At 35.0% G+C, this 13,864-nt stretch carries 14 protein-coding genes; 11 read left to right on the forward strand and 3 right to left on the reverse strand.

Features of this window, described 5'->3' with window-relative positions:
* Positions 1-80: 80 nt before the first annotated feature.
* Both drt3a and drt3b read left to right on the forward strand, forming a co-directional pair.
* Positions 81-1,337, forward strand: coding sequence for an antiviral reverse transcriptase Drt3a (gene drt3a / locus FPL17_RS00265; RefSeq protein ID WP_159882423.1), 1,257 nt, complete (start codon positions 81-83; stop codon positions 1,335-1,337).
* Positions 1,338-1,346: 9 nt separating this feature from the next.
* The gene (drt3b, locus tag FPL17_RS00270; protein WP_159882425.1) at positions 1,347-3,308 is read left to right on the forward strand and encodes an antiviral reverse transcriptase Drt3b; all 1,962 of its coding nucleotides are present in this window, start codon (positions 1,347-1,349) and stop codon (positions 3,306-3,308) included.
* A 770-nt stretch (positions 3,309-4,078) separates the two neighbouring features.
* On the opposite strand, the gene FPL17_RS00275 is transcribed toward drt3b, so the two are convergent.
* On the reverse strand, positions 4,079-4,675 hold the full coding sequence (locus FPL17_RS00275; protein ID WP_159882427.1) for a LysE/ArgO family amino acid transporter: 597 nt from the start codon (positions 4,673-4,675) through the stop codon (positions 4,079-4,081).
* Between the two features lie 550 nt (positions 4,676-5,225).
* On the opposite strand from FPL17_RS00275, the gene FPL17_RS00280 reads away from it, so the two are divergent.
* On the forward strand, positions 5,226-6,389 hold the full coding sequence (locus FPL17_RS00280; RefSeq protein WP_159882429.1) for an MFS transporter: 1,164 nt from the start codon (positions 5,226-5,228) through the stop codon (positions 6,387-6,389).
* A gap of 114 nt (positions 6,390-6,503) precedes the next feature.
* Positions 6,504-7,391 carry an ArgP/LysG family DNA-binding transcriptional regulator gene (locus FPL17_RS00285; protein ID WP_159882431.1) on the forward strand — a complete coding sequence of 296 codons (888 nt, stop codon included), beginning with the start codon at positions 6,504-6,506 and terminating at the stop codon, positions 7,389-7,391.
* A gap of 162 nt (positions 7,392-7,553) precedes the next feature.
* Here FPL17_RS00285 and FPL17_RS00290 read toward each other — a convergent pair whose 3' ends face one another.
* Positions 7,554-7,889, reverse strand: a complete 336-nt coding sequence (locus FPL17_RS00290) for a hypothetical protein (RefSeq protein WP_159882433.1) — start codon at positions 7,887-7,889, stop codon at positions 7,554-7,556.
* A 300-nt stretch (positions 7,890-8,189) separates the two neighbouring features.
* Here FPL17_RS00290 and FPL17_RS00295 point away from each other — a divergent pair, with 300 nt between their 5' ends.
* From FPL17_RS00295 to FPL17_RS00305, 3 genes are all read left to right on the forward strand, one after another.
* Positions 8,190-8,600: a J517_1871 family lipoprotein gene (locus FPL17_RS00295; RefSeq protein WP_159886745.1), complete on the forward strand. Its 411-nt coding sequence runs from the start codon at positions 8,190-8,192 to the stop codon at positions 8,598-8,600.
* A gap of 73 nt (positions 8,601-8,673) precedes the next feature.
* The gene (locus FPL17_RS00300) at positions 8,674-9,297 is read left to right on the forward strand and encodes a MarC family protein (RefSeq protein WP_151715954.1); all 624 of its coding nucleotides are present in this window, start codon (positions 8,674-8,676) and stop codon (positions 9,295-9,297) included.
* Between the two features lie 218 nt (positions 9,298-9,515).
* Entirely contained in the window at positions 9,516-10,037 is a 522-nt protein-coding gene (locus FPL17_RS00305; RefSeq protein WP_004801507.1) for an acyl-CoA thioesterase, read from the forward strand.
* 138 nt (positions 10,038-10,175) lie between these two features.
* On the opposite strand, the gene FPL17_RS00310 is transcribed toward FPL17_RS00305, so the two are convergent.
* Complete coding sequence (locus tag FPL17_RS00310) at positions 10,176-10,370, reverse strand: hypothetical protein (RefSeq protein WP_005184293.1); 195 nt, start codon at positions 10,368-10,370, stop codon at positions 10,176-10,178.
* Between the two features lie 477 nt (positions 10,371-10,847).
* Here FPL17_RS00310 and FPL17_RS00315 point away from each other — a divergent pair, with 477 nt between their 5' ends.
* From FPL17_RS00315 to FPL17_RS00330, 4 genes are all read left to right on the forward strand, one after another.
* Positions 10,848-11,882, forward strand: a complete 1,035-nt coding sequence (locus FPL17_RS00315; protein WP_159882435.1) for a CobW family GTP-binding protein — start codon at positions 10,848-10,850, stop codon at positions 11,880-11,882.
* Positions 11,883-11,936: 54 nt separating this feature from the next.
* A complete protein-coding gene (locus FPL17_RS00320) occupies positions 11,937-12,467 on the forward strand; it encodes a YaeQ family protein (RefSeq protein ID WP_005184283.1) in 531 nt (176 codons plus the stop codon).
* Between the two features lie 29 nt (positions 12,468-12,496).
* Positions 12,497-12,838 carry an FKBP-type peptidyl-prolyl cis-trans isomerase gene (locus FPL17_RS00325; protein WP_005144817.1) on the forward strand — a complete coding sequence of 114 codons (342 nt, stop codon included), beginning with the start codon at positions 12,497-12,499 and terminating at the stop codon, positions 12,836-12,838.
* A gap of 374 nt (positions 12,839-13,212) precedes the next feature.
* Positions 13,213-13,614 carry a hypothetical protein gene (locus FPL17_RS00330; RefSeq protein WP_159882437.1) on the forward strand — a complete coding sequence of 134 codons (402 nt, stop codon included), beginning with the start codon at positions 13,213-13,215 and terminating at the stop codon, positions 13,612-13,614.
* Positions 13,615-13,864 lie beyond the last annotated feature (250 nt).

Raw genomic sequence — 13,864 nt, forward strand, 5'->3', positions numbered from 1 at the left:
AAAATAATTGAAAAATTTGTTTATAATTGAATAGTTACAAATCTAAAAGAATTAGTGATTCGGCCATTGGGGGAGATAAGATGGAGTACCAGACTTTTAGTAGGCATGGGCTGACAAAAGTATTACGTAAAAGTGATTTTCTCAATATTCCTAAAAGCTCTCAAGAGACTTACCGTGAAAGCTTAATTAATGATTCTATCTCTTCTGCACAAACTAAATTTAATGGCTCTAATTTGTCCTTATCATCATTTGTACTAAAAGGAAATTTAGTTTTCAAGTTAGAAAATCAAGCTCATATAATTGTTGAAAGGAAAATAACTTTTAACTTAAGACGCGCTTGTCAAATCCAAGCTCCTAATCGTAATAATATTATAGGTAATCTTAAACTCTTCTTAAGAGAGGGGGTTCCGTGCCGAGTATATAGGTTGGATATTAAAAAGTTCTATGAATCTTTTTCATATATACATATATGTAAAGAAGTTGATAATCTTTACAAGTTGAGTCCCCATAGTAAAAATCTGATAAAGCATATTTTAACAAAGCATCAGTCTCTTGGTGGAAGAGGCACGCCTAGAGGATTACCATTGAGCTCATGTATTAGTGAGTTAATGATGAAAGGTTTTGATAGTCAGATAAGGAATAGTAGTAATACTTTTTTCTACTCTAGATATGTGGATGATATTATAATAATTACTTCAGGGGTTGAGGATAAAAATGAATTTTTAAAATATATAAAAACTATTTTGCCCCATGGTTTGGATTTTAACTATAACAAATTAGAAATATCTGATAAAATAAATTCAGTGGGGAAGGTTTTAGATGTTAGTCCAAAAAAAGTTGTAATTAAATTTGAATATTTAGGTTATAAGGTTGTTGTTAGTGATCCTTATAAAAGTTCTAAAAATAATAAGCAGAGAGTTGTGGATGTAGATCTTGCTACTAAAAAGGCTAAAAAATATAAGTTAAGAATTACGCGTGCTTTCTATGATTTTGTAAAAACAAAAGATGTAAATTTACTTAAAGATCGTATTAAATACCTTGCTAATAATTTTAGGGTTTATAACGTTCATATTGAGAAAACAAAGCTTGCGGGTATTTATCATAATTACCCAGAAATTCAACTTGAGGCTAAAAATCTTAAAGAATTAGATCATTATCTAAGAGGGGTGGTTTTGACTAGGAATGGAAGAATAGGGCGATTTCTTGTACCTTTACTCACAGGGAAACTTAAAAGAGAGCTTCTTCAGAATAGCTTTTTAAAAGGTCATTCTGAGAAAAGATTTATTCATTTTTCTGCACAGCGTATTGCTGAAATAAAAAAATGTTGGGAGTATTAATTTTTAATCATGTCTAAGAAAAATTTGATTAAACGAAATGATTACGATCGAGTACTCATAACGGAAACTCTGCCCTATGAAACTCCAATTATATTTTCTAATAATGGTTTGTATGATCGAATTAAGAATATAAATATATTCTCATTATTTGAACAAAAGATAATTAAGGAGCTAGTTCTTTGTAATGGGGGGTACATAAAAAGTAAACCAACTAAGCCCTATCTTTATAAAATTAGAAAGAATGCGCTAGAGTATAGGCGACTTGCTTTATTGCACCCTGCCTCTCAATGGAAGATTAGAGAATTTTATAATGAATATGATAAGTTAATTCTATATTATTGCTCAGAAAATCCTGCTTCAATACGTGCACCAAAAAAAATTGCTAGTTCATTTTACTCTAAAGGTTCTTGGGAAAATATATATAAATATAAAACAGGAAGTGTTACATCAGATACAATAGATGGCTATGCTAAACATACACCTTCCTTCTTTACATATAAAGGATATGATCGTCTTTATAAGTTTTTTAATTCATCAGATTATTTTAATCTTGAGAAAAAGTTTAAAATTCAAATGAGTTTAGATGTATCAAAGTGTTTTGATAGTATATATACCCATTCAATGGCTTGGGCTACTAAGGAAAAAGAATTTGTTAAAAATAATTTGAATGTATCATCATTTGGTGAGGATTTTGATTTTACTATTCGACATGGAAATTATAATGAAACAAATGGTATCCCAATTGGACCTGAAGTTAGTAGAATATTTTCGGAAATAATTTTTCAAAGAATAGATGGTATAGTAATTGGATATTTAAAAAATCAAGACTTAATTTTTGATGTTGAATATACTTTTCGAAGATATGTAGATGATGTTTATATTTTTGCAAAAGATGAGGATGTAGCTAGAAAAATTTATTCAATTTATGCTGATACTCTAATGAAGTTTAATCTTCATACTAATAGTTCTAAGTTAAGTATCCAATATAGACCATTCGTTAGTAAAAAATCTAGACTAATTCATGGTGCTAGTAGTCTTGCAAATATATTTTTTGATACTTGCTTTATGAAAAATGATTTTGGTCAATTAAAACCAAAGAATATACATTCACCTTGGAAAGTTGCTAAAACATTTATTGATTCTATTAAAAATCTTTGTAATAGTAATGAGGTCGATTATGATGAAATCTCTTCTTTTATAATTTCATCTATTACAGAAAGAATTAAAAGATTAATTAATGTTGAAGAGGAAATAATTGCTGAAGAAGTTAAATCTTATTTCCATGTTATTAAAACCCTCCTAGAGGTTAGCTTTTTTCTTTACAGTGTTGCGCCGTCAGTTAGCTCATCTTATAAGCTAAGTACAATAATAATTTTACTTGTAAGATTTACTAATATTCGACTTAAAGTTCATCAGGATGAGGTGTGCCATAAAATATATGAACTTACTAGTCAACTTCTTCTAGATGAATCACAAAGTCAGGGAACTAATCCAATTGAAGGTTTTGTTCATTTAGAGTTTATTAATATCCTTATAGCAACTAGGGAACTGGGAGACGAATATTTAATTCCTGAGTCAGTAATTGAAGGTATTTTTCCTAAAATGAAAGATTTATCCTATTTTTCAGTCACATCCTGTTTGTTTTATATTAAAAATGCTGAAGGATTTGATAATATTCGAAACAATTTGAATGCCTATTTAAACAAAAAATTTGAGGATTTAAGTGATATAGCTACATGTAGCGAGAAATTACATTTATTATTAGATGTTTTAAGTTGTCCATACATTCCTATTAAATTTCGAAAAAAATGGTTAAAAGCACTAGGTCGAAGAATAGGGGTGCCAACGATGAGCCCAGTAGAAATAAATAATAATTTAGATAGTTTGACCAAAGGCTATTGGCAGATTAATTGGTCAGATGTTGATCTTCTTAATTCTTTAGAAAAGAAAGAGTTGAAGAGAGCGTATTAGTTGTTTAAAATTTGTTTTAGGGAAACAAGTAATCTTCTTTCACATTTGAGCAATCAGTGTGCACACCTGTAAAGCAGGCCTCTTTTTCATGGGAAATTATTTGGTTTTACGACTTAAGTTATTTTCTGAGTTTTATGAGTGCGAGTTGTTGAGTGAAGAAATTTGTTTGATAATTAGCCACACACCCAGAGGATTACCTGTTTCCCGCCTTTTATTAAATCCTAAACTTGTTTAAGTTAGTCCTAATGAAGATAAGTATTACAATACTTTGAAACAAGGTAAGCAATGTTCTTCAAGTGATGAATTAGAGTAGAAATTCAAAAATATGATAGTTGATAGCTGGGAATACTTAAAAGAACTATTTTGAGAACTTTTTTAAAATTAAGTAAGAGTTTCATTCTAATTCAAATTTGGATATGGTGAAGATGGATGATAGGACAGTATGAACTAATGATTTGTATCCTAATCTGTATACCTTTTTAATATAAATTTTATTTTATCAATTATAATAACTAGTTAGTCGATCAGTTTGTTAGACCCCTTCCTAAATTCTTGTTATAAAAAGCATTGTTTAAAAAAGACATTGTCACAAAATTTGGCACAAATTATAAAATCTATAAGATTCTATTAGATTTTAATTATTTGATAAATAATGAATTAAACCTAAATAGAATCTATTAAAAAGTTATTTAGAGAGTTCGAATCTCACCGCTTCCGCCAAATACAAAAAAGCCCTTATGAAAATAAGGGCTTTTTTATTTCTCTGTGTTTTAGATTAACAACTTTGTTGCAATCGCCCACATCATAAGTCCAACAACAACATCTAGAATTCTCCATGAACTGGCCTTTTTAAACCAAGGCAATAAAACTCTTGCGCCATAGCCTAAAGCGAAAAAGAAGATCCATGAAGAAAGTATGGTCCCAGCTGCAAATAAATACAGATGATCTGCAAACTGAACTGAAATCGAACCAACCAGAATCACGGTGTCTAGATAGACATGTGGATTCAGCCATGTGAAGGCCAAGCACATACCAATAATTTTAAATAGCGAGTCTTTTTCAATTTCACTGGGGTTGAGTGCTGAACTATTATTGATGGCTGAGTAAAAATTTCTAAGCCCGTATAAAAATAAAAAAGCAGCACCAAAGTATTTGGCAATGGTGACGATCAAGGGGAAGTCAATCACGATTTTTGAAAAGCCCATGACCCCTAAATAAATCAAGATAGAATCCGAAAGTGCACAGATCAAACAGACCCAAAAAACATGCTGCTGCTTTAAGCCTTGTTTTAGAACAAAAGCATTTTGCGCGCCAATGGCTAAAATTAAAGAAAAGCCAATACCAAGCCCATAGAAAAATGCAGTCATATTTTGGTTCCTCAATCATATAGGGTGGTCTGTGCTGGTTTTGGCTGGAAAACAACGTGCATATGCTTAGGCAAAGGCAGTTCGTCTAACGCTTGGATCAAGTGTTAGATGCTTTTTTCCATTAAAAATTTACTGTTTGCTATTATCTTTTTTTATTTATAAAAGTCAGTAAAATTAAGATTGTTTTGGTTTGGCTAAATTTTTTTAAGGTTTATGCTGAACACAAAACAAGGTGAAGCATCTTTTGCTATCGCAGAAAAGGGGCCTTTTGAATAGACTGTTATGAGGCTTCAAGAGTAAAAGCCAATGGCTTGTAGGTTGGACTTTAGCGATAGCTTTATTTATCTGAGATGGATATGACTGAATAAGTGTTTAGAGGTCGGTGATGTAGCAAAGCTGCTTAATCTTGTTGTCCGAAATACCCCCCTTATTTTTCAATTATTGCCCTTATTTTCAGAATTGTTTCAGATCAAAATTAAAAACAATCGACACAGGAAGTGTTCGAGGGAATACCCAAGCACATATTTAAAAATAATGAAGTGAGTCAGGCATGGACCTCAATCATAATATTCAAAGTGTAAACAATCTGATGCTCAGCAAAACACGAAAAGTGATTGCGCTGGGGTTTGCCACACAAGGCCTTGGCTACGCGACCGTGATGACGGCACTCCCGACAATAAAAGGTCGATTCAGACTTTCAGATGATCAGTTGTCGCTAATTATTCTAGGGGTATGTATTGCAGCGGCACTCGGTTCAATTTTAGCTGATCGTATCGCAGTCAAGCTTGGTTCACGACTTGCCGTTGTGACTGGTTTTATTTTTGAAGCGATAGGAATAGCAATTGCTGCATTTAGTCCAAATGTGATTCTTATGATTGCGAGTTTTTTGCTTTATGGGCTTGGACTAGGTTGTTTAGATGCAGCACTGAATATGCAAGCGGTTATGATGGAGCAACGGCTTGGTAAAAGTGTATTTGGTGGTTTCTTTGCTTGTTACACCGCGGCTGCATTTTTAGGGGCATTGATTATGTCAGCTACTGTTTCAACTGCACTCGGAGCAACGACAGCATTATGCATTGCAGTGGCGATCGCCTTCATCACCTCGCAACTCTCTAGACACTGGTTATTTCAGCAAAAACAATGCTCAGAAATACTTTCGCAAGAGAAACCAGCAATTCCATATCAACAGCTTCTCATCTTTGGACTGATTATTTTAATTGTGTTTATTGTCGATTCTGCAATCAGTACATGGAGTTCAATTTATCTCAAAGATGTTTTGGCAAGCTCGGCAACCATTGCTCCTTTGGGTTATGCAGCCTATCAAATTGGAATTTTACTCACACGCTTAAGTCTTGATTATTTACTACAATTTAAAACAGCGACATGGATTGCTTTAGTCACGCTCCTGATCGGGGCATTCGGATGTGTATTGTCTGGAATCAGCCATTCATTAGTGACCGTTATTTTGGGTTTTGCATTGGCTGGTGTTGCTGTAGGTGCTTTGGTGCCACTTACATATTCTGCTGTAGGTCGTTTGGATGAAAGCCGGCGTGATGAAATTATTGCTCGAGTTAATATTTTTAATTATGGCGGTGCAGTAGCGGGTGCGGTCATTGTTGGGCTATTAGCAACACCTTTTGGTTATGCACCGTCCTTTATCGGTTTGGCTTTTGCTTTACTCAGTATCATTTATTTGAGAAAAAGACTGGTTTAATTTTTATCAATCAGGACAAAGCTATTTTGTGCTGGTTATGATCATCTTTTTTTATTTTTAAAATTTAGTAAGATTAAAGTTGTTTAGATTTTCCTAAATTTTTTTAAGGTTTTTATGCTGGACAATAAACAATGTGAAGCCTTCTTTGCAGTTGCTGAACATGGAAGCTTCGAACAAGCTGGCGCCAAGCTCTGTATTACTGCATCAGCAGTGACATTGAGAGTCCAAGCACTTGAAAAAGAATTAGGGCAACTACTGCTGATTCGGGGTCGTCCTTGTATCTTAACCCAAGCAGGTCAGCAGATCTTCGAACACATACAGCACATTCGACGTTTAGAACAGAACTTACTTCATGGTTTGACTGGTGGAGGAGAATCACATTTTTTCAAGACTGTGATTGGTTCAAATGAAGACTCTTTAGCGACATGGTTGCTTCCTGCATTAAAGGATGTGTTACTCAAAGAAAAGATTGTGATTGAGCTGAGAACAGATGACCAGTCTCATACCTATTCATTATTAGAAAAGGGTACGGTAAGTGCCTGTATTTCAATTGAAGATCAACCCATGCGCGGTTGCCGTGCGCAATATTTAGGTTTGATGCGTTATCAAATGATGGCGACAGCGCAATTTAGACGGAAATGGTTTTCAGAAGGCATTCATCGAGAAACTTTACGTGCTGCACCTGCGATTATTTTTAATGAAAAAGACCGTATGCATTTTGATGTTCTGGAAAAACACTATGGATTGATGAAAGGTACTTATCCTTGTCATTTAATTCCATCATCAGAGTCTTTTGTGTCCGCTATTAAATTGGGGTTAGGCTATGGCATGGTGCCCGAGCTGCAACTGAATATTGAAAATAAAGCAGAAGTATTGGTTGGGTTATTGCCTGATATTAGCGTTGATATTCCACTGTATTGGCATCATTGGGATCAACAATCAAAGCCATTGCAGCTTTTGACTGAGCATATTGTAAATCATGCTCGATTAATTTTGGCCTAAGATGAGAGAATAAAAATTATTATATCGGGTATAGAGAAATATTTTAAATGCATGAGCTAACATTACTTCTAAAACGTTTAATTGGTGAAATGAAACCTAATAAACTTTTAGAAGCAATGTCAAAGCTAAATGAAGTCTGAATATTTTATTGGACGACAGTGATTAGAAAATCCTAGAACCTCCAATATATTGTTTAGAGACATTATTTAAGGCAGTTAATATACGGTTAGCATCTTTCGTGCTTAATGCTTCACTGAGCTCATGCATATAAGCGACAATTTGTGCTTTTACTTTGTCTGCGAAAACTGGTGTGACAGCTTGATCTTCATAGAGTAGGACATAGTTTTTTGCAAAACCATAAATAAGAAATAAGGCGTTGTGTTCAAGCGGGTGTTCAGCAGCAACAATGGCTTGTTCACATTGATGTTTTAATTGTTGGTAGGCATCCGTTCCATTTGGAAGAGTTTGAAACGTTTCAAATATAGATTGGAAATTCATTTGAATTACTCGCTCAAAAAGAAAATCTACAGATGATTGAACTAAAAATCAAGAAAAATTTATTATTTTTGATGATGAGTTATTTATGCAATGATTCAGATTATTTTGCTTTAAAGAATTAAATATTTATTGGCAGATTTAGTTTTATCCCTGTACAAAAGTTGAATATAGCAGTTGGGTCAAAAAATTATTTAAAGTTTTTTACATTTCCGATACTAGTCATATACATGCTGTACAAATCAAAAAAGGCCTTAATATGGGAAAATAGTAACAATTATTTGATTTTGATCGTTTTAGGTGATGGTTGTGAAGAATATTTTATTACCCGCTATTTTGGTATTTGGTTTGGTTGGCTGTACTTCGATCACAACTATGTCTCCTGCTCAATTTAACCAACTCAGTACAACACAGATTCCATTTTCAGGAAGTTGGACAGGTGAGATAGGGGCTGCATCAGTCGCATTAAGTCTGAACCGCCAAGGTAATGGGGTGCTGTGTATGGACGACCGTAAGGAAGTCATGTCTTATCAGGTAAAGTTGGTTGATAACACTTTATACAGTGATAAAGGGGTCAAGTTTAAAGTCAAAGCGTTGAATAACAGCAAGGCCAACATTCACATGAGTTTATTGGGATTAGGGGTTAATCTTGATCTGAATAAAGATGATGCGTTAAAGAATGCCACTGTAGGTTGTAAGCAAGCCCTAAATTAATTTTGTATTACGATTCTAAACCTTGCCTGTGATCGCAGGCATTTAAAATTTTCCGCAGATTAAAGAGACCGTTATGTTTTCTCCTTATATTCATGCGTTTGCATTATTTTTCTCATTGCTCAATCCCTTTCTGATGAGTGTCTACATGGTCGGGATGATCCGTAATACCGATGCAAAGGTATTTAGTAAAGCTTTGATACAGGGCAGTTTGATCGCCTTCGGGGTATTTATTCTATTTGCTTGGGGCGGTGAGAATATTTTTAGTCGCTATTTAAATGTTCGTTTCGAATCTTTTCAAATTTTTGGTGGCTTAATTTTCTTGGTGATTGGCTACCGTTATGTCTTTCAGGGTGCGGAAACGATCGGAGAAATGCGGGGGGCGCCTGAGCATCTGGCGGGTACCATCGCGATGCCATTTATGATCGGTCCAGGCACAATTAGTGCGGCGGTGGTCACTGGGGTGAGTGTACCTTTTACTGGGGCAATAGCCGTTATTGCAATTACTTTGATTTTAACCTGTAGCATTTTGATCCTGATGAAATTTGGTCATGATCATTTACGCTATAAACATGCAAAATATATCGATCGCTATTTTGATATTGTTGGGCGTTTATCTGCTTTGCTGATTGGTACGATCGCAATTGATATGATTGTAAACGGTATCATTGGGCTGATTCGTTCAGCCCATCTGAGTTGAATTGTATAAAGCCCAGATTTCTACATCTCAGGTATTTTTTCAAAGATTCTCTTTCTTTTGGGGACGCATTGAATCAAAAATACTTGGGATGTCATTATTTTGAATTAAACAATAACAAGATCATAAAAAGAATTGATGATGTTTTATCATTTTGCGCATATGTTTATACCCCTGAATAAACGATAATAATCATGTTGTATTCTCTATGAGCTCTTCCCATGTATCAATTAGATCAAGCAAACCAAGCACCTGACGACCAGTCAGAGCTTACAATGACCGTTTTGATGACACCTGATATGGCCAACTTTTCAGGTAATGTTCATGGTGGAACGATTTTAAAGTTACTTGATCAGGTTGCTTATGCTTGTGCAAGCCGATACTCAGGCAGCTATGTTGTGACTTTATCTGTTGATCGCGTTAATTTCAAAGAACCAATTTATGTCGGGGAACTGGTCACATTTCTGGCCAGTGTCAATCATGTTGGGCGCACTTCGATGGAAATTGGCATTCGTGTTGAAGCGCAAAATATTCAGAAGCGTACCATTCGTCATACCAATACTTGTTATTTCACTATGGTTGCAGTGGATGAGCAGCGTAAGCCGAAAGAAGTACCACAATTAAATCTAGATACAGAATGGAAGCGTTGTCGCTTTGAGGCTGCAGAGCAGCGTAAGGCGACACGTTTACAAGAAGTTCATCAGCCTTCATGCAGTATGTTTAAGAAAACCACTCAATGCTAATTTTTTAATACAGAGCTTATTCAAAAAATAAAAGATCGAACCGCAGCATGGTTCGATCTTTTTTTACATTTGTAATGAAGTAAATTTTAAATCATTACAAATGTTGGTCTAAGGATCTGGAGGAACCTTAAGATCTAATTAGTTTGTTGGTGCAGGTGTAGACGCAGGTGCTTCAGTTGCTGTTGCATCAGTTGCAGCTTGACCTTGAGTTTCAGGTTGCTCTTGAGTTGAAACAACAACTTTATCTTCAGTTTGTTGTTCTACTGGTGCTGCAAATGTAGAAGCTGCAGCAAGAGTAAGTGTAGTCGCAAGAACAGTTTTGATAAATTTCATGTTTGGCATCCTTATTTCATTTAAAATAACAACCGCAATAGGAGGATTCGGTTAATCCCAATCTCTCAATTTCGGCATGAGGTCCATGCTATGTGCCAAACGTATTTGCGGCAATGTTCTTAACAATCTATTACGTCTATCTTAACAATATGAAATATTGAATCGCTTTATGTAGTTGCTATGTAAACATCATGGAGAAATTAAGGATTAAAATGTATGAAAATATGTTTTTGTGATTAAAAAATGATCTATTATTTTACGTGTTTTAAACACTAGTCTTCTTTTTCTAAAAAGTTATTAATTGAATAAACCATTTATATCTTATTTTTAAATAAGATTTTTAGATTTAATGTGTGATGAATATCTCTTTATTTTTATTTAATCGCTTGTAAGTCTAATTATAGGGAAAATCATTCTTTATTTTATTTCATCAATTTTTCGCTTTAGAATGAAATAAATTTTCAATGCGAGTCGATCGTGAAGGTTATTGCTCCCAAAACAGTTCCCACTCATATTATTTCTGGCTTTTTAGGGGCAGGTAAGACCACATTATTGCAGCATTTGCTCACTCAAAAGCCTGAGCATGAAGTTTGGGCGATTCTGATGAATGAGTTTGGGCAAATTGGGGTTGACCAACAATTAATTACCCAGCAACAAGGTTATGCGGTGAAAGAGTTGCTCGGTGGTTGTTTGTGCTGTAGTAGTCAATTGCCGATGCAGATAGCACTTTCGCGCTTACTCAGTGAAAGCAAACCTGATCGTTTATTTATCGAACCAACGGGTTTAGGGCATCCAGCACAGTTATTAGAGCAACTGACTGAACCACATTGGCAAACGAGCTTGGCAATGCGAGCTTTGGTGATAGTTGTAGATGGAAGTCGTCTACATGATCAGGATTGGGTCAAACAGAATTTATATACCGATCAATTAAAAGCGGCACAAATTGTGGTGTTGTCGCATATCGATTGTATGACAACAGCAGATCATCAAGCCTATGCGGCTTTAAAACAAGAATATGAAACCTATGTCCAGTATTGGATTGAAGCTGAAAATGGACAGATGGATATTCAACACTTGGATATTCAGCAGCAACCTGTACAACGTAAGATTCAACCCTTATTAAGATTGCAGAAAATACAAGCTGTAGAACAGACGCCAGAAATAAAGCAACTCCCTTATCATTATGTTGAAACGGCTCAGGGCTATACGGTCGCGGGTTGGAAATTGCCGAAACGCTGGCAATTTAATTTTCATGATTTATTAGATGTGTTGTGTGCGCAACAAGACTGGGTACGAATTAAAGGAATTTTTAATACTGATCAAGGCTGGAAAAGTTTTAATTTTAATCCGCAGCAATTTAACTATAAGTCGGCCGAGGAGAGCATTGATAATCGAATTGAGGTGATTTGTCAGTCAGCACGTGACTGGTTGGCTTTTGAAACACAATTATTGCAGTGCCGTATCGATCCGATTGATGATCAACTTGATCAAATCGCACATGCTTCTCGGTAAAATAGAGTATGCTTAGCGCCAAATTTGAGAACACTTTATTTAAGAGTTTAGTTTATGGCGTTAAAAGCAACAATATATAAGGCAGACCTCAATATTGCCAATATGGATGAGCATATTTATGCCGATTATCAGCTCACGCTTGCTCAGCATCCTTCTGAAACCATTGAACGTTTAATGGTTCGTATTTTGGCTTATGCGCGTTTTGCCGATGAACGTTTAGAGTTCACCAAAGATTTATTTGAAACTGATGAGCCAGCGTTATGGCAAAAAGACTTGACTGGACTGTTAGAGAAATGGATCGAAGTCGGTTGTCCATCTGAAGATAAAGTGAAAAAGGCGAGTGCACGTTGTAAGAATGTTGCAGTTGTGACGTATGGTTCTCAGTCAGATGATTGGTGGCAGAAAAACACCAAGATTAAAACCTTAAGCAATGTACAAGTGTGGCAATTGGCCCCACAGACTACGCAGGCACTTGAGAGCTTATGCGAACGTACCATGCAATTGCAGCTGAATATTATGGATGGCGAATGGACCTTATTAAGCGACAAAGGTCAGGTCGACATTCAGTGGCAACAATTGCAATAATTTAGCTTGAGTGATTTGGAGAGATAGAAATGAGCACAGAATTAGAAATTATTGATTTAAAAGTTGGCGAAGGTAAAGAAGCAGTTCGTGGTGCCTTGATTACGACTCACTATACCGGTTGGTTGGAAGATGGAACAAAGTTTGACTCATCATTGGATCGTGGTAACTACTTTGAAACGGTGATTGGTACTGGACGTGTGATTAAGGGCTGGGATCAAGGCATTATGGGGATGCGTGTAGGTGGAAAGCGTAAATTGATTGTCCCTGCACACTTGGCTTATGGCTCACGTAAAATGGGCAAGATCATTCCAGCCAATGCCAATCTGACTTTTGAAATTGAACTATTCGACGTAAAAACACGCGACGAATAACGATTTTGCTATTCAAAAAATAAAGCGATTTGGTCTATTTTTAGACGAAATCGCTTTAAAATCATAAGCATAAAATAATATTTATAATCATATAATAAGGTTTTGATTTTTAAAAATATTTCTTTTATCTGAATTTTATTGCAGCCTAAGAAAAAAATATTGATTCTCAATATACAGTCCTGTATATCTTTGAGTTAAAAGAGCAATTTTTCCATTGGCCTTAATTTTTTGAATAACAAGTGTTTATTCTAAGGTCATGAAAGTTTGCTTTTCAGGTGGCTATCAGGTGATCGGGGAATATGTCACTTATAGTTTATCCATTATAAAAATGCGGCAATAAGCAACGATAAAAATTTGAGTGAATAGAGGTCGATATGAATGATTATTTGGATATCACGGCATCGGAATTATTAAAAGAGTTAGATCATTTTTTTTTGATTGATACCCATGATGGTGCACAGACAGGCTTTTGGGTGAATGAAAAAGCGCTGATCGATAAGCATTACTGGATTGATGGTGATTATAAGATTGAAATCCTCAGATCATTACAACCTTCACATCAGTATGCACCGCATGACTATAAAATAACGCGATTAGCAGCCAGTGAAGATGATACGAATGTTGTACTACTGGAATATGATGGTGTGCATAAAAAGATACTGACTTTCCGCCGTGGTGAATGGGTGAATCGCCTGAATAAATATTTTTATCAAAAAGAACGCCACTATTTACAGCAGCTTGCAGATCATCCGAATTTCCAGTCAATTGAATACTAATTCTTTTTATTACGATTTAACGCTCCTGATATAGATGTATATGAGGAGCTATTGTTATTAAAAAATATTCAATCAAAGTGTGATTGATTTCATAAAAATTACATTTAAGTTTATTTTCAGCTTTTAAAATTATAAATACAATCCGTACTTCCAGCTGAACATCAAAAACATCTTATTTTTCCATAAAGTTGTAAGATGATGCAGGCATGATCTGCGATCAGCGAATTTCTAATCTTGAGACGATATCTCT

This window comes from Acinetobacter dispersus, from assembly GCF_009884975.1.
Taxonomy (GTDB): domain Bacteria; phylum Pseudomonadota; class Gammaproteobacteria; order Pseudomonadales; family Moraxellaceae; genus Acinetobacter; species Acinetobacter dispersus.